Origin of the sequence: Brevundimonas sp. 357, from assembly GCF_003938605.1 — a bacterium.
GTDB lineage: Bacteria > Pseudomonadota > Alphaproteobacteria > Caulobacterales > Caulobacteraceae > Brevundimonas.
In genome coordinates, this window is the sequence record NZ_RHWX01000004.1 from 89,487 (window position 1) to 111,897 (window position 22,411).

Consider the following 22,411-nt stretch of genomic DNA (forward strand, 5'->3'; position numbering starts at 1 on the left):
AGCCTATTTTTCTCGCTCGGCCCAGCGCAGCAAGGGAATGAGCGGAAGGCCCCAACCGACGCCCGCGACGGTGAAGAAGATCAGATCGATCCACCAGGCGTCCGGCAGCAGATCGTGCAGCGTCACCGCCCCCCAGATCCAGAAGATCAGGAAGAAGATCACGCCCAGGGTGGCGACGAAGCGGCGTGCGCGCGGCGGCATCAGCGTTTGCTCCGGAACAGGAAGAAGGCGGCCAGACCGATCACCGTCGCCGCCATTGACCAGGGCAGCCATGCCCAGTCGGCCAGGGTGGCGATGGCGAAAACCCGAATAGCCAGGAAGGCACCGCACGCCCCGCTGACCAGGGCGACCAGGATGACAGCTCCGATTCCTCTGCGGCCCGTCAGCAGATCGGCGATCCACGCCAGGGTCAGGGCGCCGACGACGGCGATGGCGATCTCGATATATGGCACCGACCGGCGCTCCCTGACTGCTGTGCGACGCTTTGGCGAAGAAAGCGACTCGATCTTGTCTCGCGAGAGGGGCATATCCCTCGGTTCCGCCGCCCGCGAAAGAGGCGGCAGCATATCGGGGCGAACGGCAGGCGTCGAATGAAGCGTATAGGTGAATTGGACCACAGCCGCGCGGTGGCGCTGTGGTTGTTTTTCTGCGCGACCTTGGTGTTCGCCATGGTGGTGGTCGGAGGCGCGACGCGCCTGACCGGCTCGGGCCTGTCGATCACGGAATGGAAGCCCATCATGGGCGCCTTGCCGCCGATGAACCACGCCGACTGGGTCGAGGCGTTCGACAAGTACAAGGCCATCCCCCAGTACGTCGAAGTCAACGCCGGCATGAGCATGGCGGAGTTTCAGTACATCTTCTGGTGGGAATGGGCGCACCGCCTGCTGGGTCGGCTGATCGGCGTGGTCTTCGCCGTGCCATTCGTCCTGTTCCTGGTCTTCCGCGCCATTCCGCGACGTCTGATCGTGCGCTGCGCCATTCTGCTGGCGTTGGGCGGTCTGCAGGGGCTGATCGGCTGGTGGATGGTGTCCAGCGGCCTGGCTGAGCGCATCGATGTGGCGCCGGAACGGCTGACGACCCACCTAGGCCTGGCCTTCCTGATCTTCGCCGGACTGATCTGGACGGGGCTGGAGGCTTGGTCCGGTTCGGACTTCACGCGCGCGCCGCGCGGCTGGAGCTGGGGCGCTGGCCTGCTGCTGGGCGGCGTTTTCTTCCAGTGCCTGCTCGGCGGCCTGGTGGCCGGGGCCAAGGCGGGCATGATCTATACCGACTGGCCGATGATGAACGGCGCCTTGTTCCCGCCGGTCGAGTGGGGGCAGGGGGCGCTGGCCTTCCTGCACGATCAGGGGCTGGTGCAGTTGAACCACCGGATCGGCGCCTATGTGCTGCTGTTCGCGGGCACCTTCTATGCGGTTCAGGCCCTGCGCGGGCGTCTGGGTGAGGGGCTGGGCGCTTCGGCCCTCGTTTTGGCGGGCGCGCTGTGGCTGCAGGCGGGGCTGGGCGTCCTGACGCTTATCCATGCGGTGCCGGTCACGCTCGGCGTGCTGCACCAGGCTGTGGCGGCGCTGGTGCTGGCGACGGCTACAGTCAATCTGTGGCTGGTGCGGCGTTCACGTCCGAGGATGTTCGTCTCGGGACTTCGCTAAGAAAAAAGGCCGCCTTCCGGATCTGGAAGGCGGCCTTCTCAATTGCGCGAGGGGGAAGCCTCTAGCCGATCTTCACCCGCGTGGCGGATTCCGGCAGGTCTTCGCCGAAGGCGCGTTGATAGAATTCGGCGATGGTCGGCCGCTCCAGCTCGTCGCACTTGTTCAGGAAGGTCAGACGAAAGCTCAGGGCCACGTCGCCGCCGAAGATGATGGCGTTCTGGGCCCAGGTGATGACCGTACGAGGCGACATGACCGTTGAGATGTCGCCGTTCATGAACGCGTTGCGGGTCATGTCGGCGACACGGACCATGGCGGCGATGCGGCGCTTGCCCTCGGCGTCGTTCCACTCGGGCACCTTGGCGGCGACGATCTCGGCTTCCACGTCGTGGTCGAGATAGTTGAGCGTGGTGACGATGTTCCAGCGGTCCAGCTGCGCCTGATTGATCTGCTGGGCGCCGTGGTACAGGCCCGTGGTGTCGCCCAGGCCGACAGTGTTCGAGGTGGCGAACAGGCGGAACCACTTGTTCGGGCGAATGACGCGGTTCTGGTCCAGCAGGGTCAGGCGGCCCTGCGCCTCCAGCACGCGCTGGATCACGAACATGACGTCCGGACGGCCTGCGTCATATTCGTCGAACACCAGGGCGACCGGGCGCTGCAGCGACCACGGCAGGATGCCCTCGCGGAATTCGGTGATCTGCTTGCCTTCCTTCAGGACGATGGCGTCCTTGCCGATCAGGTCGATGCGGCTGACGTGGGCGTCCAGGTTAACGCGAACCATGGGCCAGTTCAGGCGGGCGGCGACCTGCTCTATGTGGGTCGACTTGCCGGTGCCGTGATAACCCTGAACCATCACGCGGCGGTCGTAGGCGAAGCCCGCGCAGATGGCGAGCGTCGTCTGGGGATCGAAGCGATAGGATTCGTCGATCTCGGGGACGTGGCTGTCGCGCGTCTCGAAGGCGGGCACGACCATGTCGGAGTCGATGCCGAACGCTTCCTTCAGCGTGACCTTGCGGTGCGGTTCAAGGATGACGAGCGGATCGGGGGAGGCGTCGAGCGGAGAGGTCATGACCATCCACCTAGCGCCCTCGCGCGCGCGGCTCAACACGCGCGAGGGGCCGGATGATTTATTCGCCCTGGGCCGGTCGGATTATTCCGCCGACAGGTCCACGTCGACGTTGCCGCGCGTGGCGTTGGAATAGGGGCAGACCTGGTGCGCCTTCTGGATCAGGTCGTCGATCACCGCACGATCCAGCCCATGGTCCGTCACCCGTAGGGTCACGTCGAGATTGAAGCCTTCACCGCGGGTGTTCTTGCCGAAGCCGATCCCGGCCGAAACCTTGGTGCCCGGGTCGACCGGCGTACCCGCCTTGCCCGAGACCAGCCGCAGAGCGCCCAGGTAGCAGGCGGCGTAGCCCGTGGCGAAAAGCTGCTCGGGATTGGTCCCGTCGCCGCCCTTGCCGCCCATTTCGGTCGGAACTGACAGGCGAACGTCGATCTTGCCATCGTCGGTAGCCGAGCGACCTTCGTCGCGCCCTCCGCCGGAGGCCGTGGCGTGGGCGCGGTACAGGACTTCCATGGGGCAGGCTCCATAAGAGGTGAAGGAAGAATGGACGTGGGGACGCCGTGTATCAGAAACAACGGTTCTGTGATTCGAAACGTCCACAGGCGGGTGTTAATAATTGCGACATCGCTCTCATAGGGGAGGGGCTGAAATGACCACGCTGCCGCAGTTCTTCTGCTATGTTTATGATGCGCCCGGCCGGACGCCTCAGATGCTCGCTCTTGAGGCGAACACCTTCACGGAAGCGATCCGCGAGACGCGGCGCGTGATGCGTGGCGAGAGCGGCGTGGAGGCTTTCGCGGAAATATGGGATTCGTCCGAACTGGGCGGCCAAGTCACGCGCATAGACGCTCCACCCGGCGGCGGGGGGCTGTTGCGGTCGATCAGGCGTAACCGGCCTTTTTCAAGGTTTTCCAGGCTTTAATGACGCTTTGAAGCTTGGCCTCTGCGCCGCGGTCGCCGCCGTTGGTGTCAGGATGAAAGCGTTTCAACATCTCATGATAGCGCGCCTTGACGGCGGATTTGTCCGCATCCGGTTCCAGGTTCAGGTCTGCCAAGGCGGCGCGCTCTAGCTTGCCCATGCGTTGTTCGGGGGCGTCGGCGACAGGCGCGTCCTGGGTGCGGCGCCCGAAAAGGCCAAAGCTGTCGCGCCATGAACCGGCGCCCGCGTTGTTGTTCGTGCCGAACTTGGCGGCGAAGGCGGCGGCCTCACGCGTTTGCGGGCCAGCTTTCATCTGCCAGGTGGGGCGGCCCCCGGTCATGGCCTCGTTTTCTTGGGCCGCGCGAATCTGACTTTCGTTCATGCCTGCGTAGAAGTTCCAACCCTTGTTGTACTGCCCGGCGTGGACCTGGCAGAAGTTGTAGAACTCGTTGAGCTGTTCGCGCGACTTGGGCGCCTTGGCGCTGGCGGGCTGGGTGCAGTCGGGCCACTCGCAGCGCTTCTGGCCGGGTTTCAGGCGCAGGACATCAGCCTCGGCTTCTTCCTCTTCGGGCCGAGGGGGCTTCACACGGATGTCGGTGAAGCGAGGCTTGTATTGAAAAGAAGCGGACATCCTCCGAAGTGTAGGCCTGATTTGGACAGCTTCAAGGAATGACCCATGTCTGATGGTCCCGTAGCGACGATTATCCGTGAAAAACTGACTGCAGCGTTCGTTCCGAGCGTGATTGAGCTAGAAGACGACAGCTGGAAGCACGCCGGCCACCACCATGAAGGCGGCATTGACGCCCAGGATGGCGGAGAAAGCCATTTTCAGTTGAGGATCGTTTCCAGCGCCTTCGAAGGCCAGAATCGTGTCGCGCGTCAGCGGGCGATAAACGCCGTGCTGAAAGCCGAACTCAGCGGTCAGGTTCACGCGTTGTCGATCCGCGCCCAGACGCCTGGAGAAGCAGCGAGCTGATACCCACGCCTTTCACATTACGTGGTTCTTTGCGTTCACGCCGTCTTAGAACATTTGGTCATAGCGTCCGTCCCCGAAGCATTTTTGCAGCGGGCGGGGGCGTCGTATGGTAGATTCCGAGGGCATAGGGAAGGGGTCGGAGAGCCAAGAGGCCGGTAGCGCCGCCCAGGCCCTGTCCGCCATCCTGCAAACCCACTACTTGCGCTATATGATCATCGCCAGCTGGGCGCTGGGCCTGATCGCGACGGTCGGCTTGCCGCACGGCCTGCTTTGGTTTGCCGGAACGCTCGCGGCGGGCGCCCTCCGCGGCGTCGCCGAAAAGCGGATCAGTGAAAGCCAGGACGCCGAGGCCGGTTGGGGCAGAATATTCCCCATTGTCGGTGCGGTGACTACGGCGGCTTGGGCCGTTGCGCCCTTGCTGGCGTGGTTTTCGCCGTCGTATTTCGGGCGTGAGCTGGCGATCGCCTTCCTGATTTCAGGTTATGTTCTGGTTTTCGCCCAGCTTCGCAGTTCGCCGAAGCAGGCGCTGATCATCTCGTCGCCCTACGGCTTGGCGGCTGCGATCATCGGCGTGACCCTGATCGGCCATCCAGACGCGTTCTGGCCGTTTGTGGCGCTGATACCGGTTACTATGGCCTCGCTGTTTGTCCTGGTGACCATGACCATGCTGCGCGAAGACCGCATCCGCGCCTTCCAGGAGCATCAGGCTCATCTGATTGAGGAGCTGGAGGCCGCTCGTGACAAGGCCGATGCGGCGAATGAGGCGAAGTCCAACTTTCTGGGGGTTATCTCTCACGAACTACGCACGCCGATGAACGGGGTGTTGGGCGTGGCTCAATTGTTGAGCGCGACGCGCCTTGACGGCGCCCAACGCGAATACCTGGCGATCATCCGCAACTCAGGCGACAATTTGCTGAGCTTGCTGAACGACATCCTCGACATGACCAAGATCGAGGCGGGGCGGATGAATTTCGAATCCATTGATATTCAGCTTGATGACCTGCACCGTCGGATTGTCGGGCCGTTTGAGGCGCAGGCCGAAGCCAAAGGGCTGACGTTCGTGTCTGAGTTCGAAGGTGAGATGCCTGCGGTTGTACGCGGCGACCCGCTGCGTGTCTGCCAGGTCGTGCAGAACCTTCTGTCCAACGCTGTGAAATTCACTGATGGCGGAGACATCCGCCTGGTGACGCGAGGGCGTCGCATCTCGGAACGGCGCGTGGCGTTCGAATTCGCCGTGTATGACAGCGGGGCGGGCATTTCCGAAGCGGACATGGATCAACTGTTCAAGCCGTTCACGCAGATCGACGCCTCGCCCACGCGGCGATTTGGCGGCACGGGCCTGGGCCTCACCATCTCGCGGCGGCTGGCTAACATCATGGGCGGGGATATCTCGGTGACATCCGAAGTCGGCAAAGGATCGGTCTTCGTCTTCGCCGTCGAGGGGGAGGTCGTGCACTGGGTCGATGAGACTGCTGAAGTCGACGCAGACGCTGAGATGACCCAGGAGGATGCGATGGAGGTGCTGGTCGTCGAGGACCACGCCGTCAACCGCATGATCCTGGAGGCCTGGATGGGATCGACGGGACGACGCACCACTACCGCCGAGAACGGCCAGGAGGCTGTTGAGATCGCTCGCCACCAGACGTTCGACCTGATTGTCATGGACGTGAACATGCCGATCATGGATGGGCTGACGGCGACGCGGCTGATCCGTGAAGGGGGCGCCAACGCCGAGACGCCCATCGTCGTTCTATCGGCCTCGGCGCGGAACGAGGATCAGGAGGCGGGGCTGGCGGCGGGCGCCGACGCCTATCTAAACAAGCCGATCGACTTCCGTAGTTTGGCGGGCCTGATGAGCCAGGCCAAGGGCGGACGTTCGATGTTGCGGCGGATGATCGAAAGCGAAGCGGCCTGAACCGACGCGGAAACGACTGCGAGGTTCGCCGTTCTAAAGGAGCGTTTGAACCCAAGGAGCTGAATTGCACGGCTTCGCCGAACTGCTTGATCGACTGTCGTTGACCGCTTCGCGCAAGGCGAAGCTGCTCCTGTTGCGAGATTATATGCGCGCCACGCCCGATCCGGATCGCGGGTGGGCGTTGGCGGCGCTGACCGGCGATCTGAGCTTTTCGGCGGCCAAGCCGGCCATGATACGCAAGGCGGCCGAGGCGCGGGTCGATCCTGTGCTGTTCGGCTGGTCTTATGACTACGTCGGCGACCTGGCGGAGACGGTCGCCCTGATATGGCCGATCAATCCTGATTGTCGCCTTAACCGCGAACCATCCTTGGCTGAAGTGGTGGACGCGCTTCAGGGTGCTGACCGGCAGGAAGCGTCCGGTCTGGTTGAAGATTGGCTGGACTTCCTGGAGCCCAAGGGTCGCTGGGCGTTGCTCAAGCTGGTCACGGGCGGTTTGCGCGTCGGCGTGTCGGCGCGGCTGGCGCGCACGGCCGTTGCTATGGTGCGGCCAGAGGCGGTCACTGAACACCCGACGCCTGAAGGCGGCGAACAGGCCGCGTCCTTGCCGCCGGTCGATGTCAGCGAGGTCGAGGAGGTCTGGCATGGACTGAGAGCCCCCTATGGCGACCTGTTTGCCTGGCTGGAAGGTCGGGGAGAGCGTCCTAGCGCTGAAGTTCCAGGGCGGTTCCGCCCCGTCATGCTGGCGACAGCGCTGGACGAGGCGGTTGATCTGGCGCGGCTGGATCCGCAGGCCTTCATCGCTGAATGGAAATGGGACGGCGTCCGGGTGCAAGCCGTGTGTGAGGCGGGCGTCACGCGATTGTACTCGCGCACCGGCGACGACATTTCGGCTGCATTCCCCGATGTGACGGCGAATCTGGCGTTTGACGGAGCGGTGGACGGCGAGCTTCTGGTGATCCGCGACAACGTCGTTGCACCGTTCGGCGATCTGCAGCAGCGATTGAACCGCAAGACGGCCGACGCCAGACTGCAGGCGGCCTATCCGGCAGCGATACTGGCCTATGACCTGCTGGCCGAGGGAGGCGAGGATCTGCGGCGCCTGCCGTTGACCAAGCGTCGCACGCGGCTGGAACGGCTGGTCGCGACGCATGGGGGGCGACGGCTTTATCTGTCTCCGCTGCTGCAGCATGAGACGTGGGCGGAGTTGGCGGCCTTGCGCGCCGATCCTCCGGTAGGTGCGGCGGCGGAGGGGCTGATGCTGAAACGCCGGGACAGCGTCTATACGGCGGGCCGCCCCAAAGGCCCCTGGTTCAAGTGGAAGCGTGATCCGCACGTCATCGACGCCGTGCTGATGTACGCCCAGCGAGGACATGGGAAGCGCTCCGGCTACTACTCCGACTACACCTTTGGCGTCTGGACGGAGGAGGGGGCGCTGGCGCCCGTCGGCAAGGCCTATTTCGGCTTCACCGACGAAGAGTTGAAGCAGATCGACAAATTCGTCCGCGACCACACGACGGATCGCTTCGGCCCGGTCCGCGCCGTTCGCGCCGAGCGCGATTTCGGTCTGGTGCTGGAGATCGCCTTCGAGGGACTGCAGCGCTCTACACGCCATAAATCGGGCGTGGCCATGCGCTTTCCGCGCGTCAGTCGCATCCGCTGGGACAAGCCCGCGCGGGAGGCTGACACCCTCGCCTCTGTTCTGGACCTGCTGGACGCCATCGAACGCGGCGGCGGGCGGGTCAGCGCCGGTGAAAAAGCTTGACCTGCGGGGCTTCCAATCGGCGGCGCGTGCGTTAGACCCGGCTCATGCTCACGAATTCCCTGCATACCCCTGTCGTGCTCGCCGAGCCTCTGGCTCAAGTGGTGGCCGCTGGCGAGCAGAAGTTGACCGTCGACGCCGCCATCCTGGCCAAGGCCATGGATATGCTGGGTGATTTCGCCATCAACCTGACGGTGGCGGCGATCATCTTCGCCCTGACGCTGATCGCGGCGCGCTGGGCGTCGGGCGCGGCGCGCAAGCTTCTGGGTCGCACCAAGGCCGTCAGGCGCGACCCGACAGTGCTGGCCTTCATGGTTCAGATCGTGCGGGTGGTGGTCATCATCGTCGGCATGATCGCGGTGCTGCAGCGCCTGGGCGTGCAGACGACCTCCATCATCGCCGTTCTAGGCGCCGCCTCCCTGGCGGTCGGCCTGGCGTTGCAAGGCACGCTGTCGAACGTGGCGGCGGGGGTGATGCTGCTGGTCCTGCGCCCCTATCGCGTGGGCGAGGTCATCGACGTGGGCGGCGCGTCGGGCACGGTGCAGAAGCTGGATCTGTTCACCACCCAGCTGTCGAACGCCAACAACCACAAGATCGTCATTCCGAACTCCAAGGTGCTGAGCGACGTCATCATCAATCTGACGGGCCAGCGAACGCGCCGGATCGAGATCAAGTTCACCGTCGGCTATGGCGAGAATCTGAAGGAGGCGCGCGACGTGCTGGCGGCGGTCGCCCGGCTTCACGACAAGGTGCTGAAGGATCCGGCGACCTGGACGGGGGTGACGGCGCTGCTGGACAGCGCGGTCGAGATCACCCTGCATGCCTGGGTGAACAACGCCGACTGGTGGCAGACCCAGGCTGATCTGATGCAGTCGGGCAAGGAGGCCCTGGACCAAGCCGGCATCGAGATTCCCTTCCCGCACCAGGTCGAGGTGCCGGCGAAGGACGCCAAGTTCGCGCGGGTCGTCATGGCCCCGATCCAGGATGGTGCGGTTCAGGGCGAGGCCTCTGACCAAGGGGGAGAATGAGCCGTGCGTTTTGATTTCGGTTCCGACAACACGACGGGCATGGCGCCCTCGGCGCTTCAGGGTCTGGTGGCCGCCAATACCGGGTTCGCGCGAGCTTATGGCGCGGACGAAACCTCGACGCGCGCCGCCGATTTGATCCGCCAGACGCTGGATGCGGACGCCGAGGTGCGTTTTGTCTTCAGCGGCACGGCGGCCAACGCCATCGGTCTGTCGATGTTGGCGCGGGCCTATGAGGCGGTGCTGGCGCACCATGCGGCCCATGTCTGCACGGACGAGACGGGCGCGCCCGGCTTCTTCGGTCAGGGCGTCGGCCTGATCGGCCTGCCGGGCTATTCGGGCAAGGTTGATGTGGCCGCGCTTTACGCCGCTCTGGAAGAACCCGTGGTGGGCCATCGTCAGCCGCCGGCGGCGCTCAGCCTGACCCAGACGACCGAATACGGCGCCGTCTATTCCGAGGAAGAACTGCGCCATTTGATTGAGCCCTCCAAGCGAGCAGGTCTGGGCGTGCATATGGACGGGGCGCGACTGGCGAACGCCGTAGCAGCGGGCTTTGACCCCAAGGACATTCCGCGTCTGGGCGTCGATGTGCTGTCATTCGGCGGGGCCAAGGCGGGCGCCCACTGCGTCGAGGCCCTGGTGATCTTCGACAAGACGTTGACCCGCCGCATCGACAATCGGCTGAAACAGGCCGGACAGACCGCGTCCAAGGGCCGGCTGCTGGCCGCGCCGATGCTGGGGTTGCTGGAATCGGGCGACTGGTTATCGGGCGCCGCTCACGCCAATCTGATGGCGCAGCGCCTGGCCGACGGGATTGAGACGAAAACGCCCTTCGTCCTGGCTCATCCGGTGGAATCGAACACCGTCTTCGTGCGGATGCCGGACGAGGCGCATCAGGCGCTGAATGCAGCGGGCTGGGCCTGCTATCAATTCGACGACGGCTCGGTGCGGTTCGTCTGTTCCTGGGCGACTGATGAGGCGTCGGTTGACGCCTTGATCGACGCCGTGGCGAGCCTGGATTGACGTGGCGGACGCGTTCCGCATCGGTGGCATGATGGCGGCGGGACGTGACGATGCGCGGTGAACGCTCGGGACGGCGCGGCGACGTCGCAAGCAAGGCCATGAACGCTGGGACGGATCCGGCGCAACAGGAGGCGCCGCCTACGCTGGATGCGCTGAAGAACCTGATCGGCGTGGTGGCCCGTTCGGGCGCGCCGCAACTGCCGTGGCGCGTGGCGGGGGCGATCCTGCTGACGCTGGCGGGCAAGGGGCTGGGCGTGCTGGCGCCGCTGGTCCTGGGCGCGGCGGTCAACCATCTGGCGGCGGATCAGGGACCGGCGGCGTCGGTGGGACTGGGCTTCGCCGCCTTTGCCGTGGGCTGGGCCCTGGTGCGCTTTCTGTCGTCGGCGACGCCGCAGTTGTCGGACGTGGTGTTCGCTCCGGTACGCGCGGCGGCCCAACGCAAGACGGCGGCCGAGACGTTTGCTCACGCTCTCAGCCTGTCGCTGGACTTCCATCAGACCAAGCGATCCGGCGCCCTGTCGCGGGTGATGGACCGAGGCTCGCGTGCGGTCGACTTCCTGCTGCGCATCCTGATGTTCAACCTGGGCCCGACGGTGCTGGAGCTGGTGCTGGCGGCGGCGGTTCTGGGCGGCAAATACGACTGGCGGTTCGGCGTCGTGGCGGTGGGCGTGGTGCTGGTCTATGCTGTCACGACCTTCGCCATGGCCAACTGGCGGCTGGAGCATCGGCGCGCCATGAACGCGGCCGACAGCGAGGCGGCGGGCCTGTCGGTCGACGCCCTGCTGAACTATGAAACCGTCAAGTCGTTCGGTGCCGAGGGCCGGGCGGCGCAGGCCTATGAGGCGTCTCTGGCCACTTATGCGAAGGCGTCGCTGAAGGCGAACACTTCGCTGGCGACCCTGAACCTGATCCAGGGTCTGATCATGAATGTCGGCCTTGGGATCATGGCCGTCATGGCCGGGTTCGAGGCGGCGGCGGGGCGCATGGGGCCGGGCGATGTGACAGCGGCCGTGCTGATCATGATCTCCCTCTATGCGCCGCTGAATATTCTGGGCTTTGCCTATCGCGAAATCCGCCAATCCTTCATCGACATGGAGGAGATGCTTAAGGTGACGCGGCAGGCGCCGCAGGTGGCGGATGCGCCCGACGCCATCGATCTGCCGCGTCCTGAAAGCGGCCGAGGGGCCGAGGTCGTGTTTGACCATGTCGGTTTCCGGCATGACGCGCGGGCGGCGGGTCTGGACGACGTCAGCTTCGTCACGCCGGCGGGCACCACGACCGCTCTGGTCGGGCCGTCGGGGGCGGGCAAGTCCACCATCGTCAAACTGGCCTTGCGGCTGCTCGACCCGCAGGAGGGCGCGGTGCTGATCGACGGCCGGGACGCGCGCAGCGTGACACAGGCGTCGCTGCGGGCGGCTGTGGCCCTGGTGCCGCAGGACGTGGCCCTGTTCAACGACACCATCGCCGCCAACATCGCCTTTGCCCGACCCGACGCGAACGAGGCGGCGATCTGGGCGGCGGCCGAGGCTGCGGAACTGGCCGACTTCATCTGCAACCTGCCCGAGGGCATGGACACGCGCGTCGGCGAACGGGGCCTGAAGCTGTCGGGCGGCGAGCGTCAGCGAGTGGGCATCGCCCGCGCTCTGTTAGCGGACCCCTGCATCCTGATCCTGGACGAAGCGACCAGCGCGCTCGATAGCCGGACCGAGGCCGCCATCCAGAAGACGCTGCGCAAGGCACGGACCGGTCGCACGACCCTGGTGGTGGCGCACCGTTTGTCGACCGTCGCCGACGCCGATCAGATCCTGGTGCTGAAGGCAGGCCGCATCGTCGAACGCGGCGCCCATCATGAGCTGGTGGCGCGTCAGGGCGGGGAATACGCAGCCCTGTGGCGCAAACAGACGCGCGGGGCAAAGACGCCGACCGCAGAGATCTGATCCCTGTTAGTCCTTGGCGCCGGGAACCTTGGCCTTCAGCACGTCCTTGAGGCTGTCTAGCACTTGGCTGCGGGCGTCGGCGGCCTCTTTCGGCAGGGTCAGCAGCAGACGCAGCGCCTGGGCGTGGACGGTGACGATGCGCCAGTCGAAGGCGCGGTCTTCCGGCGCAGCGTCGATCAGGTCGCACAGGTTGGCGGCGGCCGTGCAGATGTCCTTCATCTCGAAGGGCCCGGCCGCGTCGATCACGGCGCTGGAGCGGACGTACGCCTGATCCAGGGTGACGGAGACGTCTTCAAGGCCGGCGGGCGGCGTCATGGCGGCCAGGGCTGCGACCTGTTCCTCGATGACCTGACGGCTGCGGGCCTCATACTCGGCCAGGTTGGCGCGCGCCTGGGTCAGGGCGGTTCCGACGCTGACGCCGCCAGGCTGATCGATCAAGGTCGACAGGCGCGAGCGGCGGCGATTGTGCGTGATGACGGTCATAGATCGATCGAGGCTCTGCGTTGGGCTTCGAATTGCGCCTTGCGGATTTCTTCGGAACGACGCTCGGGGCCAGGCCAGGGTTCCTCCTTGAACCGTCGATCTGGCCCGAAATAGTCGCCGACCTCAAGGAAGGGGCGTGCATCGCGCGCCACCCAGACGATGCGCTCCAACAGCACGCCGGCGCTGAACGGCTTGGTGATCAGGAAGTTGGCGCCGCAGTCTCGGGCCTCTGACACCTTTGAGCGGCGTACGTGGGCGGCGGTCATGATGACGGGGGCGTAGGCGTTCGGTTCCAGTCCCGAACGGCGCAGCCAGCGCACGAATTCATAGCCGCTCATGCCTGGCATCTCGCAATCGACCAGGATCAGATCGACGGGATGGGTCTGCAGAACCTTGATGGCCTCGGCCGCGTCGGCGCAGGCGTGGCGCACCTTGATACCGAAGCCCAGCAGGGCCTGGGCCGTCAGCTCCATCGCGAAGGGGGAGTCGTCGATGACCATGGTCATCGCCCCGTCGAAGTTGAAGACGGCGCTTTCGCGCAGAGATTCGCCAACTCCGTTCATGCCGGGCATGGAAGTCTCGAATCACGCATCACTGAACCTTCGACGAATCGCATCGGCGCAGCTTCGGCGGCGGCGGCCCGCCATGCAATGGGTTGAACGTCTCGATTCAGCCCAGGCGGCCGATGGCGTAGAAACGGTCGGCGCGTTGCTTCTTGAGCTGTTCGGCGGACAGGCCCGACAACGCCTTCAGTTCTTCTTCCAGAACCTGGCCGACGTTCTGCATGGCCTTTTCGCGATCAGCGTGGGCGCCGCCCAGGGGCTCGGGAATCACGCGATCGACGATCTTCAGCTCGATCAGATCGGGCGCCGTGATCTTCATCGCATTGGCCGCGTCCTTGGCGCGCGTGCCGTCACGCCACAGGATGCCCGCTGCGCCTTCCGGCGAGATGACCGAGTATATCGAGTGTTCCAGCATCAGAACGCGGCTGGCGGCGGCGATGGCGATGGCGCCGCCCGAACCGCCTTCGCCCGTCACCGTGGCGATGGAGGGGACGCCCAAAGTCAGGCCGCGCTCGGTCGAGCGGGCGATAGCCTCGGCCTGTCCGCGTTCCTCGGCGCCCAGGCCCGGATAGGCGCCGGCGGTGTCGACGAAGGTCAGGACCGGCAGGCCGAACTGCTCGGCCATGTCCATCAGGCGGACGGCTTTGCGATAGCCCTCGGGGCGGGCCATGCCGAAGTTGTGGGTGATGCGGGTCTGGGTGTCGTGACCCTTTTCGTGGCCCATGACCACGACCGGCTGGCCGCGGAAGCGGGCCAGGCCGCCCAGGATGGCCTGGTCGTCGCCGAACTGACGGTCGCCGTGTAGCTCCACGAAGTCGGTGAACAGGCCGTCGACGTAATCGACGAAGTGCGGGCGCTGAGGGTGGCGCGCGACCTGGGTGCGCATCCACGGATCCAGGTTGGCGTAGGCCTTGGTGCGCATGGCGTCGGCCTTCTTGCGCAGGGCTGCGATCTCGGTCTCGAACGATCCGCTGGTCGGCGCCAGCAGCGACAGCTCGGCGATCTTGGCGTCCAGTTCGGCGATCGGCTTTTCGAATTCGAGATAGTGCGTGGCCATAAGGCGTCCGTGAGGAAGAAGCGCGCTTGGCGCTACGGAAGGCGGCGGAACCTAGAGCGCGGAACGTCTCGGAGCAAGCGCGGGTTCAGTCGTCTTTCGCCAGGGGATGGTTGGCGTGAACCACTTGAGACAGGCGGTCGACGGCGACGTGGGTGTAGATCTGGGTGGTCGAGATGTCGGCGTGACCCAGCAGGGTCTGAACCACGCGCAGGTCGGCGCCGCCTTCCAGCAGGTGGGTGGCGAAGGCGTGGCGCAGGACGTGGGGGCTGACGCGAGCCGGGTCGATTCCCGCCATGACGGCCGCCTGATCCAGAAGCTGGGCGAAGCGGCGCGGCGTCAGGTGGCCGCTCTTGCCGTGCGAGGGGAACAGCCAGGCGCTGTCGGGCGTGTTCGGCTTTCGGGCGGCGTCGCGGGCGTCCAGCCAGGCCTTGATCGCCTCGCGTGCGGCCGTGTTCAGCGGGGCCAGCCGCTCCTTGCCGCCCTTGCCGCGCACGATCAGATAGGCGGGGTCGCGGCGAACGGCCTCGACCCTGAGCGCCAGCAGCTCGGACACGCGCAGGCCAGAGGCGTAGGCCATCTCGACCAGGGCGATCAGGCGCAGGCCCGCCGCACTGTCGGCGGCGCCGGCGGCGGTCAGCAGGGCCTCGATCTCGTCGCGGCTGAGGGTCTTGGGCAGGCTGCGGCCCTGCCTGGGCGCGTCCAGCCGGCGCGAAGGATCGTCGGTTCGCCAGCCCTCGCCTAGGGCGAAGCGATAGAACTGGCGCACGGAGGCGCGACGGCGGGCGGCCGTGGCGGCGGACAGGCCGCGCCGCGACAGGTCGGCGAACCAGGCCTCCAGCGCCTCCTGCGGCGCGCTCATCAGGCCGCCCGCGTCGTTCAGCCAGGTCTCGGCGTCCGCCAGATCGCGGCCGTAGGCTGACAGGGTGTGGGGCGAGGCGTCGCGCTCCACCGCCATCATCTCCAGAAAGGCTTCGATCTGCGGGGTCATGCGGGCGTCAGGTCATCGCTTCTGGGTGTGGAGCCGGGCGGCGTCTGGTGTAGAGGGTGTACGGACCATGCCTTCCGACGCCTCGCCTGATTCCTTCCCGTTGTCTTCGGTCCGCACCATAGCCTTGGTGGGGCTGATGGGCGTCGGAAAATCGACCGTGGGGCGACGCCTGGCGGCTCGCTTGGGCTTGCCGTTCGCCGACGGCGATCATGTGATCGAGGAAGCGGCGGGCATGACCGTCAGCGAAATCTTCGCCACGCGCGGCGAGATCGAGTTCCGGGCCGGCGAGGCGCGGGTGATGAAGCGTCTGCTGGAAGGGCCGCCGATCGTGCTGGCGACCGGGGGCGGTGCGGTGCTCAACCCCGACACCCGCGCCCTGATGAAGCAGCACGCCGTCAGCGTCTGGATGCGCGCGGACCTGAAGGTCATCGCTGAGCGGGTAGGGCGACGCGACACCCGGCCGCTGTTGCGCAATCGCGATCCCCTGACGGCCCTCAACGACCTGGCCAAGGCGCGCTATCCCATCTACGGCGAGGCCGATCTGACGGTCGATGTGGGCGGCGGATCGCATGCCCAGGCCGTTGAGGCCATCCTGAAACAATTGCGCCGGTTCGGACGGCGGGAGACCCAGTCATGACCACGACGATCCCGGTCGCGGGCGGCGCCTTCGCCCCCTATGAGGTCGTCGTCGGGCGCGGTCTGCTGAAGACGGCGGGAGCCGAGGTCGCCGTGTTGAAGCCCACGCGAGCCTTCATCGTCAGCGATGAGACGGTCGCGGCGATCCACGGCGAGACGGTGCGCGCCTCTCTGGAAGGCGCGGGCCTGGCGACCGGGATTGTCGCCGTACCCGCAGGCGAGGCGTCCAAGTCGTTCGAACAGCTTGAGGCGGTGCTGGACCGATTGCTGGCCGAGGGGCTGGATCGCAAGAGCCTGGTCGTCGCCCTGGGCGGCGGCGTAGTCGGCGACCTGGCCGGGCTGGCGGCGGCGCTGTTCATGCGCGGGATCGACTTCGTGCAGATTCCGACCACGCTTCTGGCTCAGGTGGATTCCTCGGTCGGCGGCAAGACGGCCATCGACACCCCGCGCGGCAAGAACCTGATCGGCGCCTTCCATCAGCCGCGTCGGGTGCTGGCGGACATCGAGGCCCTGGCCACCCTGCCGGTGCGCCAGGTGCGCTCGGGCTGGGCCGAGGTGTTGAAGCACGGGCTGATCTGCGACGCGGCCTTCTTCGACTGGCTGGGCGGCGAGGGAGCAGCTGGGGCGCAGGGCGATCCCGATGCGCTGGAGCGTGCTGTGATCCGCTCGGTCGAGATCAAGGCCCGGATCGTCGGCGAGGATGAGAAGGAGGCGGGCCGTCGCGCTCTGCTGAACCTGGGCCACACCTTCGGCCACGCGCTGGAGGCCGAACTGGCGTTCGACGAGACCCTGACCCACGGCGAGGCGGTGGCGTTGGGCTGCGCCATGGCCTTCCGTTATTCGGCGCGGCAGGGGCTGTGCCTGGCGGCTGAGGCCGAGCGCGCCGAGGCGGGCATTCGTGCAGCGGGCCTGCCGACGCGACTGTCGGATGTGGCTCACGCCTTCGCGGCCGACGCCCTGATTGCACGCATGGCGGGCGACAAGAAGGCCGAGGGCGGCCGTCTGACCCTGATCCTCGCGCGGGCCGTCGGCGATGCCTTCACCGACAAGGACGTGGACGCCGAGGCGGTGCGCGCCTTCCTGATCGAGGAAGGCGCGGCGTGAAACTGTCGCCCGTCGTCCTTGAAGACGCTTTCGTGCGGCTGGAGCCGTTCACTGAGACGTTGAAGGATGAGGTGCGGGCAGCGCTGGACTGCGACCCGGACGCCTGGAACGGCATGGTCGCGGCCGCCTATGGCGCGCATTTCGACGGCTGGTGGGATGCGGCGCTGAAGGCGACGGCGGCGGGGTCGCGCATCGCCTATGCCGTGCGGCGTCGCAGCGACAATGCGGTCGTCGGCACGACCAGCCTCTATGAGATCAAGCCCGAGCATCGCCGCTGCGAGATCGGTTCGACCTTCTATCGACCCGAGGCGCGGGGCGGGCCGATCAACCCGGCGTGCAAGCGCCTGTTGCTGGACTACGCCTTTTCGAACGGGGCGATCCGGGTCGAGATCATCACCGACGCTCTGAACGCCGCCAGCCAGGCCGCCATCCGCAAGCTGGGCGCGACCCATGAGGGCGTGCTGCGCAAGCACAAGACGACCTGGACCGGGCGGGCGCGGGATACCGCGCAGTTCGCCATCCTGGACGAGGACTGGCCCGAGGTGCGGCGGCGGCTGGACGAACGGTTGGCGGCCTTCGCCTAGTCGACGGCCCGGCATTCGGTGGGTTCGCGGTCGGCGGCGATCCATGTGGTCATGACGCCCTTGCCGCGCAGTTCATAGCCAGAGGCGCGATACCAGATGCCGTCGGCGGCGCGTTCCTGAAACAGATCCACCGCCTCGCCGCTGGAGTTGCGCACGGTCGCCATCTGGCGCGGGTTGTCGAAGTCGACCGACAGGCGCTCGGAGTTGTTGCACAGATAGACGGCGTGGATGACGCGGTTCAGGGCGCGGTCCTGAAGCTCGGCGCCGGTGCGGCGGCGCGCGGTCTGGGCTTCGACGGCGCGTTCGCGCACGGCGTCGCCGTCAGTCGGGGCCTCGCGCGGCTCCTGGCCGCAGGCGGACAACAGCACCAGGACGAAGACGATGGTCGGCCAGAGGATACGGGTCGGCAAGAGGAGCCTCTCAAGGTCAAGCTTGGAAACTCAACGCCCGGCGTCGCTCAGCGTTCCTGATCGTGATTTCCGGCGTGAGCGGAAGAAGCTGCGCAGCATTTCAGCGGCCGGATCAGCCATGACGCCGCTCTCGGTCCGGGGCCGCCAGTGACAGGTCGGCTGGTCGAAGAAACGCCCGCCGTGGATCACGGCGCCGCCCTTGGGATCGTCCGCCCCCCAGACCACGCGCCCGATGCGGGCGTGGCTGATGGCGCCCGCGCACATGGCGCACGGCTCGAGCGTGACATACAGAGTCAGGTCCGTAAGGCGATAATTCTGCAACGTCGCCGCCGCATCGCGCAGGGCGACGATCTCGGCATGGGCGGTCGGATCATGGGCCGTGATGGGCCCGTTTTGCCCGCGCCCAAGCACTTCGCCGGTGTTTTCGTCCACGATCACCGCGCCGACGGGCACCTCGCCGGCTTCAGCCGCCGCTTGCGCCAGACCGAGCGCCATGCTCATGAACCGCTCATCATGGATCGCCATCCCAAAGACAACGACAAGAAGCCCCGCTCCCGTCAAGATGACGGCGCGCGCGGCCCCCGCAATTTCGCCGATAAAGGCCCGCGAAAGTCCTTCGACAAGGACGCAAAGCCGGGCGGCAAGCCGCGCGACCGCGCCGGAGGCAAGCCGGGCGACAAGTCTGCGCCCGAGCCTAAAGGCCCCGAACGCACCGAACGAATCGCCAAGGCCATGGCGCGCGCGGGCATCGCCTCGCGTCGCGAGGTCGAACGCCTGATCGGTCTGGGTAAGGTGGCGGTGAACGGCCGCATCCTCGCCACGCCCGCCGTGCTGGTGAAGCGCGACGACAAGATCACCGTCGACGGCAAGCCGATCGGCGCCGCCCAGGCGACGCGCGTCTGGCGCTATCACAAGCCTGCGGGTCTGATCACCAGCCACAACGATCCGGCGGGCCGCCCCACCGTGTTCGACGCCCTGCCCAGTGGCTTGCCGCGCGTGATTTCCGTCGGCCGCCTCGATCTGGCGACCGAGGGCCTGCTGCTGCTGACCAACGACGGCGAACTGAGCCGGGCGCTGGAGCTGCCGGACACGGCGCTGGTGCGCCAGTATCGCGCCCGTGCGCGCGGCCGCATCACCCAGGAGCAACTGGACAAGCTGAAGGACGGCGTCGTTGTCGACGGCGTGCGTTACGGTCCGGTGGAAGCCACCATCGACAAGGCCAAGGAAAAGGCGGAGGGCGAAAAGTCGTCGGCCAACCTGTGGCTCAGCGTCCAGATCACCGAGGGCAAGAACCGCGAAGTCCGCAAGGTGCTGGAGAGCGTCGGCCTGACGGTCAACCGCCTGATCCGCCTGGCCTATGGTCCGTTCCAACTCGGCACCTTGCCGGTCGGGTCGGTCGAGGAAGTCGGCCCGCGCGTGATCCGCGAGATGCTGGCCGAACATATCCGTCCCGAGAACCTGCCGACCGGCAATACGGTCGCGACGCCGGCGCCTGTTCCGGGGCGTCGCGCCAACACGCCGATCGTGCGCGGCAAGTCCGGCTCGGCTATGTCGGATCCGTCGCGTAAGCCCAGCCGCGTGCGCGCCGCAGAAACGGCGGCCGAGGAAGGCGCTGAGTTCGGCAAGCCCGCTCGCAAGGAGGGCTGGGCCAAGGCCAAGCCGAAGTTCGAGCACAAGAAGACCTTCAAGCCGCGCGCCCGTCCGGGTCATGACGAAGGGACGGAAGGCGGCGATCGTCCGCGCCGTCCGTTCACGCCGCGCGAACCGCGCGCCGACCAGTTCATCGACGACCGTCGCGGTCCGCCCAAGGGCGGCCGTCCCGGCGGAAAGCCCGGCGGCAAGCCGTTCGGTCGTCCCAGTGGAGCCGGTGGGCGTCCTGATGCGCGTTCGGACTCTCGTTCGGGCGACCGACCAGGCGGTCCTCGCGGCGGCGGCAAACCGTTCGGAGGCAAACCTTTCGGCGGCAAGCCTTCGGGCGGTGCAGGCGGTCGTGGCGGCCCGCGCGGACGCGGCTGACTATTGAGCAGAGGCGCAAGGCATGGCGGACGTTGAAACCCAGTTGAACGGCCGCTGTCTGTGCGGGGCGGTGCGCTTTACCGCCACGCCCAAGGGCGGAATGCACGCTTGCCATTGCGAACGGTGTCGCCGGACCTCGGGCGGGGTGTCGCTCAGCGTCGACTGCGGCGACACCGTCGAGGTCGAGGGGCCGCTGTCGATCTATGATTCGTCCGAGTGGGCCGAGCGGCAGTTCTGCTCGGCCTGCGGCTCCAACCTGTTCTGGCGATTGAAGGCGGGCGGGATGGTGATGGTTTCGGTTCAGGCGTTCGACGACCCGTCGGCCTTCGCCTTCGACAGCGAGGTCTATATCGACGCCAAGCCTAGCAACTACGCCTTCGTCGGCGACCGCACCCGCATGACCGGCGCCGAGGTCGAAGCCCTCTACGCGGAGGGCTGAGCGCGTCGGGCGCGCACGATCCGCTTGACGACGATCAACACCACGATCAGGGCGACGGCTTCATAGGCAAGCGCCGACAGCGGCGTGGGCTCCGTAGAAACCGCTTCCGTGGTCAGCGGTTCGCCCAGCAGGGCGATGGCGAGGTTTCCGGCCCAGTGGGCACCGATGGCGAACTCGATCCCGCCAAGGCGCAAGGCCGCCCAGGTCCAGATCAGGCCTGACAGGGCGCGCGCGACGAAGGCCACAGGATCGGGGTCCAGGTGAATGGCGGAAAACACGACGGCGTTGAACAGGCATAGGATGATCAGGCTGCCTGTGAATCCGCCCGTCACCCGGAGCAGGACGCCGCGAAAGACGACCTCTTCGGCGGCTGCTGCGGCGAACAGGCCGAGGGTCGCGGCGGCGACGTAGAACCGTCGGCTTTCGATCGAATAGGCGGGATTCAGGATCGGCGCCGGACCTGCAGGGTCAATCAGGTTGTAGATAATAGCGCTGGCGCTCCCCACCACGGCCATAACGGCGAACCCGAGCCGCAATTGTCGCAGCGAGAAGCGGCGGCGGGGCCAGAGAAAGGCCGTCGTCGGCACGCCATAGGCGATTCTGGCGCTGAGCAGGGCGGCCCCCGCCAGCAAACCAAGGAAAGCTCCGAGTTCCAGCACGTATGCGCCTTCGCCATACAGGCGGTCAGGGCCTTCCGGCACAGTGGCCAAGGCGTCTGCATCAAATATGCCTGCGGCCTCTAAAGCGGACATCGCCAGACCGATGACGATGCCGGTGGTGATTATCAGCACGCAGGATAGAGCGATGAAGCCCGCGAGCCGCTTCCACCGCGCCGCAGGCCGAACGCCGACGATCAGCGGACTGCTTCGTGCTTCCTCGACCGCAGTGAAGAAAGGCGAGGGGGGGGAACTTGAGAATCCGGCGTTCGACATGGGGCGACCGTTGCATTGCGCGCGTGCTCGGTCCAGAGGCGGGGCCATGAGAATCGTCGCTGGACAATATCGCGGTCGGGTCATCGTCACGCCCGAGGGACAGAACACGCGGCCGACGTCGGATCGAGCGCGTCAGGCGATCTTCAACGTGCTGGAGCATGCGCCGTGGGCTGAAGGTCTGCATGAGGCCCGGGTGATCGACCTCTACGCCGGTTCGGGCGCGCTGGGGTTCGAGGCGTTGTCGCGCGGGGCGGCCTTCTGCCTGTTCGTGGATACGGACGACGGGGCGCGCGGCGCGATCCGCGAGAATATGGACGCCTATGGCCTGTTCGGCCGGTGTCGGGTGCATCGGCGCAGCGCGACCGATCTGGGGCCGCGCCCCGGTTCGGCGGGCGAGGCCTTCACCCTGGCGTTTCTGGATCCGCCCTACGCCAAGGGCCTGGGCGAGCAGACGCTGGCGCGGCTGCTGGAGGGCGGTTGGCTGGCGCCGGGCGCCATCGTGGTGTTCGAGCGCGGCTCGGACGAGCCTGAGATTGACACGCCCGGCTATGAGCGGTTGGACGCGCGCGACTACGGCGCCGCGCGCGTCCTGTTCCTCAGAGCGTCAGAAGCTTCGACCTGAGGTCCGGTTGTCGGCCCGGCTGCGCAGGCGGCTGAGGCCGTCGCGGTTGACGACGTAGGGGCCGCCGTTTCGAGACTTGATGACGCCCTTGCGCTTCAGGCTGCGCCATTGATCCAGGGTGCAGCCGTCCAGCACCCAGCCTTCGCGGGTAAAGCAGCGGGCGGCCAGGATGCGGCCCTGTTCGTCGCGTTCCAGCAGGATGCGACCGCCCTGGGCGAGGGCGTGGAGCGTGCGTTGCTCCGCACGTGACAGGTTCATGGGATTGAGATTTCCAAGGCATGAGAAGACACGCGCCCGGCGCAACGGGGCGCGGG

At 66.6% G+C, this 22,411-nt stretch carries 27 protein-coding genes; 14 read left to right on the forward strand and 13 right to left on the reverse strand.

Annotated features, from left to right (window positions below; translation table 11 throughout):
- Positions 1-3: 3 nt before the first annotated feature.
- Both EGK63_RS04965 and EGK63_RS04970 read right to left on the reverse strand, forming a co-directional pair.
- Positions 4-201: a DUF2842 domain-containing protein gene (locus EGK63_RS04965; protein WP_125900200.1), complete on the reverse strand. Its 198-nt coding sequence runs from the start codon at positions 199-201 to the stop codon at positions 4-6.
- Complete coding sequence (locus EGK63_RS04970) at positions 201-452, reverse strand: transglycosylase (protein WP_125900201.1); 252 nt, start codon at positions 450-452, stop codon at positions 201-203. The genes EGK63_RS04965 and EGK63_RS04970 overlap by 1 nt, the downstream gene beginning before the upstream one ends.
- Positions 453-590: 138 nt before the next feature.
- Between EGK63_RS04970 and EGK63_RS04975 the strand changes: the two genes are divergently transcribed.
- Positions 591-1,646: a COX15/CtaA family protein gene (locus tag EGK63_RS04975; RefSeq protein WP_125900202.1), complete on the forward strand. Its 1,056-nt coding sequence runs from the start codon at positions 591-593 to the stop codon at positions 1,644-1,646.
- Positions 1,647-1,707: 61 nt separating this feature from the next.
- Here the strand turns inward: EGK63_RS04975 and cobS are convergent, their stop codons facing one another.
- Both cobS and EGK63_RS04985 read right to left on the reverse strand, forming a co-directional pair.
- On the reverse strand, positions 1,708-2,718 hold the full coding sequence (cobS, locus tag EGK63_RS04980) for a cobaltochelatase subunit CobS (RefSeq protein ID WP_200165349.1): 1,011 nt from the start codon (positions 2,716-2,718) through the stop codon (positions 1,708-1,710).
- Positions 2,719-2,793: 75 nt separating this feature from the next.
- Positions 2,794-3,222, reverse strand: a complete 429-nt coding sequence (locus EGK63_RS04985; RefSeq protein WP_125900203.1) for an organic hydroperoxide resistance protein — start codon at positions 3,220-3,222, stop codon at positions 2,794-2,796.
- A gap of 136 nt (positions 3,223-3,358) precedes the next feature.
- Between EGK63_RS04985 and EGK63_RS04990 the strand changes: the two genes are divergently transcribed.
- Entirely contained in the window at positions 3,359-3,631 is a 273-nt protein-coding gene (locus EGK63_RS04990; protein WP_125900204.1) for a hypothetical protein, read from the forward strand.
- On the opposite strand, the gene EGK63_RS04995 is transcribed toward EGK63_RS04990, so the two are convergent.
- Positions 3,591-4,259: a J domain-containing protein gene (locus EGK63_RS04995; RefSeq protein ID WP_125900205.1), complete on the reverse strand. Its 669-nt coding sequence runs from the start codon at positions 4,257-4,259 to the stop codon at positions 3,591-3,593. The two genes, EGK63_RS04990 and EGK63_RS04995, sit on opposite strands and share 41 nt — an antisense overlap.
- Positions 4,260-4,304: 45 nt before the next feature.
- Here EGK63_RS04995 and EGK63_RS05000 point away from each other — a divergent pair, with 45 nt between their 5' ends.
- The 6 genes from EGK63_RS05000 to EGK63_RS05025 all read left to right on the forward strand — a co-directional run bounded on the left by EGK63_RS05000 (position 4,305) and on the right by EGK63_RS05025 (position 12,263).
- Positions 4,305-4,604 carry a BolA family transcriptional regulator gene (locus EGK63_RS05000; protein ID WP_125900206.1) on the forward strand — a complete coding sequence of 100 codons (300 nt, stop codon included), beginning with the start codon at positions 4,305-4,307 and terminating at the stop codon, positions 4,602-4,604.
- 106 nt (positions 4,605-4,710) lie between these two features.
- Entirely contained in the window at positions 4,711-6,519 is a 1,809-nt protein-coding gene (locus tag EGK63_RS05005) for a response regulator (RefSeq protein ID WP_125900207.1), read from the forward strand.
- 64 nt (positions 6,520-6,583) lie between these two features.
- The gene (locus EGK63_RS05010) at positions 6,584-8,281 is read left to right on the forward strand and encodes a cisplatin damage response ATP-dependent DNA ligase (protein ID WP_125900208.1); all 1,698 of its coding nucleotides are present in this window, start codon (positions 6,584-6,586) and stop codon (positions 8,279-8,281) included.
- A 44-nt stretch (positions 8,282-8,325) separates the two neighbouring features.
- Positions 8,326-9,306: a mechanosensitive ion channel family protein gene (locus EGK63_RS05015; protein ID WP_125900209.1), complete on the forward strand. Its 981-nt coding sequence runs from the start codon at positions 8,326-8,328 to the stop codon at positions 9,304-9,306.
- A 3-nt stretch (positions 9,307-9,309) separates the two neighbouring features.
- On the forward strand, positions 9,310-10,326 hold the full coding sequence (locus EGK63_RS05020; protein WP_125900210.1) for a low specificity L-threonine aldolase: 1,017 nt from the start codon (positions 9,310-9,312) through the stop codon (positions 10,324-10,326).
- Positions 10,327-10,424: 98 nt separating this feature from the next.
- Positions 10,425-12,263: an ABC transporter ATP-binding protein/permease gene (locus tag EGK63_RS05025; protein WP_243637581.1), complete on the forward strand. Its 1,839-nt coding sequence runs from the start codon at positions 10,425-10,427 to the stop codon at positions 12,261-12,263.
- Between the two features lie 6 nt (positions 12,264-12,269).
- Here EGK63_RS05025 and EGK63_RS05030 read toward each other — a convergent pair whose 3' ends face one another.
- The 4 genes from EGK63_RS05030 to EGK63_RS05045 form a co-directional block, all read right to left on the reverse strand.
- On the reverse strand, positions 12,270-12,746 hold the full coding sequence (locus EGK63_RS05030) for a chemotaxis protein CheE (RefSeq protein ID WP_125900212.1): 477 nt from the start codon (positions 12,744-12,746) through the stop codon (positions 12,270-12,272).
- Positions 12,743-13,318 (reverse strand): response regulator, encoded by a 576-nt coding sequence (locus EGK63_RS05035; protein WP_125900213.1) that lies wholly within the window; start codon positions 13,316-13,318, stop codon positions 12,743-12,745. The genes EGK63_RS05030 and EGK63_RS05035 overlap by 4 nt, the downstream gene beginning before the upstream one ends.
- Before the next feature lie 97 nt (positions 13,319-13,415).
- Positions 13,416-14,366, reverse strand: a complete 951-nt coding sequence (locus tag EGK63_RS05040; protein WP_125900214.1) for an acetyl-CoA carboxylase carboxyltransferase subunit alpha — start codon at positions 14,364-14,366, stop codon at positions 13,416-13,418.
- A gap of 85 nt (positions 14,367-14,451) precedes the next feature.
- Positions 14,452-15,354: a site-specific tyrosine recombinase XerD gene (locus EGK63_RS05045; protein ID WP_125900215.1), complete on the reverse strand. Its 903-nt coding sequence runs from the start codon at positions 15,352-15,354 to the stop codon at positions 14,452-14,454.
- 67 nt (positions 15,355-15,421) lie between these two features.
- Here EGK63_RS05045 and EGK63_RS05050 point away from each other — a divergent pair, with 67 nt between their 5' ends.
- From EGK63_RS05050 to EGK63_RS05060, 3 genes are read left to right on the forward strand one after another with little or no spacing between them, the layout of a single operon-like run.
- Positions 15,422-15,991, forward strand: coding sequence for a shikimate kinase (locus tag EGK63_RS05050; RefSeq protein ID WP_125900216.1), 570 nt, complete (start codon positions 15,422-15,424; stop codon positions 15,989-15,991).
- The gene (aroB, locus tag EGK63_RS05055) at positions 15,988-17,094 is read left to right on the forward strand and encodes a 3-dehydroquinate synthase (protein WP_125900217.1); all 1,107 of its coding nucleotides are present in this window, start codon (positions 15,988-15,990) and stop codon (positions 17,092-17,094) included. Before EGK63_RS05050 ends, aroB begins: the two co-directional genes overlap by 4 nt.
- A complete protein-coding gene (locus EGK63_RS05060) occupies positions 17,091-17,678 on the forward strand; it encodes a GNAT family N-acetyltransferase (protein ID WP_125900218.1) in 588 nt (195 codons plus the stop codon). The genes aroB and EGK63_RS05060 overlap by 4 nt, the downstream gene beginning before the upstream one ends.
- On the opposite strand, the gene EGK63_RS05065 is transcribed toward EGK63_RS05060, so the two are convergent.
- Together EGK63_RS05065 and tadA are read right to left on the reverse strand one after the other, a co-directional pair.
- Positions 17,675-18,088 carry an MliC family protein gene (locus EGK63_RS05065; protein ID WP_125900219.1) on the reverse strand — a complete coding sequence of 138 codons (414 nt, stop codon included), beginning with the start codon at positions 18,086-18,088 and terminating at the stop codon, positions 17,675-17,677. The two genes, EGK63_RS05060 and EGK63_RS05065, sit on opposite strands and share 4 nt — an antisense overlap.
- Before the next feature lie 30 nt (positions 18,089-18,118).
- The gene (gene tadA, locus EGK63_RS05070; RefSeq protein WP_125900220.1) at positions 18,119-18,589 is read right to left on the reverse strand and encodes a tRNA adenosine(34) deaminase TadA; all 471 of its coding nucleotides are present in this window, start codon (positions 18,587-18,589) and stop codon (positions 18,119-18,121) included.
- A 12-nt stretch (positions 18,590-18,601) separates the two neighbouring features.
- Between tadA and EGK63_RS05075 the strand changes: the two genes are divergently transcribed.
- Together EGK63_RS05075 and EGK63_RS05080 are read left to right on the forward strand one after the other, a co-directional pair.
- Positions 18,602-20,104 (forward strand): pseudouridine synthase, encoded by a 1,503-nt coding sequence (locus EGK63_RS05075; protein ID WP_125900221.1) that lies wholly within the window; start codon positions 18,602-18,604, stop codon positions 20,102-20,104.
- 22 nt (positions 20,105-20,126) lie between these two features.
- A complete protein-coding gene (locus tag EGK63_RS05080) occupies positions 20,127-20,543 on the forward strand; it encodes a GFA family protein (protein WP_165906536.1) in 417 nt (138 codons plus the stop codon).
- Here the strand turns inward: EGK63_RS05080 and EGK63_RS05085 are convergent.
- Positions 20,528-21,334, reverse strand: coding sequence for a CPBP family intramembrane glutamic endopeptidase (locus EGK63_RS05085; RefSeq protein WP_165906537.1), 807 nt, complete (start codon positions 21,332-21,334; stop codon positions 20,528-20,530). The two genes, EGK63_RS05080 and EGK63_RS05085, sit on opposite strands and share 16 nt — an antisense overlap.
- A 187-nt stretch (positions 21,335-21,521) precedes the next feature.
- Here EGK63_RS05085 and rsmD point away from each other — a divergent pair, with 187 nt between their 5' ends.
- Complete coding sequence (rsmD, locus tag EGK63_RS05090; RefSeq protein WP_125900223.1) at positions 21,522-22,097, forward strand: 16S rRNA (guanine(966)-N(2))-methyltransferase RsmD; 576 nt, start codon at positions 21,522-21,524, stop codon at positions 22,095-22,097.
- Here rsmD and EGK63_RS05095 read toward each other — a convergent pair.
- The gene (locus tag EGK63_RS05095; RefSeq protein WP_125900224.1) at positions 22,080-22,355 is read right to left on the reverse strand and encodes a YjhX family toxin; all 276 of its coding nucleotides are present in this window, start codon (positions 22,353-22,355) and stop codon (positions 22,080-22,082) included. The genes rsmD and EGK63_RS05095 overlap by 18 nt on opposite strands.
- Positions 22,356-22,411 lie beyond the last annotated feature (56 nt).

Excerpts from the sequence above, each read along its gene's own strand:
- EGK63_RS04965 (WP_125900200.1), bottom strand. The coding sequence starts at position 201 with ATGCCGCCGCGCGCACGCCGCTTCGTCGCCACCCTGGGCGTGATCTTC.
- EGK63_RS04975 (WP_125900202.1), top strand. The coding sequence starts at position 591 with ATGAAGCGTATAGGTGAATTGGACCACAGCCGCGCGGTGGCGCTGTGG.
- cobS (WP_200165349.1), bottom strand. The coding sequence starts at position 2,718 with ATGGTCATGACCTCTCCGCTCGACGCCTCCCCCGATCCGCTCGTCATC.
- EGK63_RS04985 (WP_125900203.1), bottom strand. The coding sequence starts at position 3,222 with ATGGAAGTCCTGTACCGCGCCCACGCCACGGCCTCCGGCGGAGGGCGC.
- EGK63_RS04990 (WP_125900204.1), top strand. The coding sequence starts at position 3,359 with ATGACCACGCTGCCGCAGTTCTTCTGCTATGTTTATGATGCGCCCGGC.
- EGK63_RS04995 (WP_125900205.1), bottom strand. The coding sequence starts at position 4,259 with ATGTCCGCTTCTTTTCAATACAAGCCTCGCTTCACCGACATCCGTGTG.
- EGK63_RS05000 (WP_125900206.1), top strand. The coding sequence starts at position 4,305 with ATGTCTGATGGTCCCGTAGCGACGATTATCCGTGAAAAACTGACTGCA.
- EGK63_RS05005 (WP_125900207.1), top strand. The coding sequence starts at position 4,711 with ATGGTAGATTCCGAGGGCATAGGGAAGGGGTCGGAGAGCCAAGAGGCC.
- EGK63_RS05015 (WP_125900209.1), top strand. The coding sequence starts at position 8,326 with ATGCTCACGAATTCCCTGCATACCCCTGTCGTGCTCGCCGAGCCTCTG.
- EGK63_RS05025 (WP_243637581.1), top strand. The coding sequence starts at position 10,425 with ATGAACGCTGGGACGGATCCGGCGCAACAGGAGGCGCCGCCTACGCTG.
- EGK63_RS05030 (WP_125900212.1), bottom strand. The coding sequence starts at position 12,746 with ATGACCGTCATCACGCACAATCGCCGCCGCTCGCGCCTGTCGACCTTG.
- EGK63_RS05035 (WP_125900213.1), bottom strand. The coding sequence starts at position 13,318 with ATGCCCGGCATGAACGGAGTTGGCGAATCTCTGCGCGAAAGCGCCGTC.
- EGK63_RS05040 (WP_125900214.1), bottom strand. The coding sequence starts at position 14,366 with ATGGCCACGCACTATCTCGAATTCGAAAAGCCGATCGCCGAACTGGAC.
- EGK63_RS05045 (WP_125900215.1), bottom strand. The coding sequence starts at position 15,354 with ATGACCCCGCAGATCGAAGCCTTTCTGGAGATGATGGCGGTGGAGCGC.
- EGK63_RS05050 (WP_125900216.1), top strand. The coding sequence starts at position 15,422 with ATGCCTTCCGACGCCTCGCCTGATTCCTTCCCGTTGTCTTCGGTCCGC.
- aroB (WP_125900217.1), top strand. The coding sequence starts at position 15,988 with ATGACCACGACGATCCCGGTCGCGGGCGGCGCCTTCGCCCCCTATGAG.
- tadA (WP_125900220.1), bottom strand. The coding sequence starts at position 18,589 with ATGAGCATGGCGCTCGGTCTGGCGCAAGCGGCGGCTGAAGCCGGCGAG.
- EGK63_RS05075 (WP_125900221.1), top strand. The coding sequence starts at position 18,602 with ATGGATCGCCATCCCAAAGACAACGACAAGAAGCCCCGCTCCCGTCAA.
- EGK63_RS05080 (WP_165906536.1), top strand. The coding sequence starts at position 20,127 with ATGGCGGACGTTGAAACCCAGTTGAACGGCCGCTGTCTGTGCGGGGCG.
- rsmD (WP_125900223.1), top strand. The coding sequence starts at position 21,522 with ATGAGAATCGTCGCTGGACAATATCGCGGTCGGGTCATCGTCACGCCC.
- EGK63_RS05095 (WP_125900224.1), bottom strand. The coding sequence starts at position 22,355 with ATGAACCTGTCACGTGCGGAGCAACGCACGCTCCACGCCCTCGCCCAG.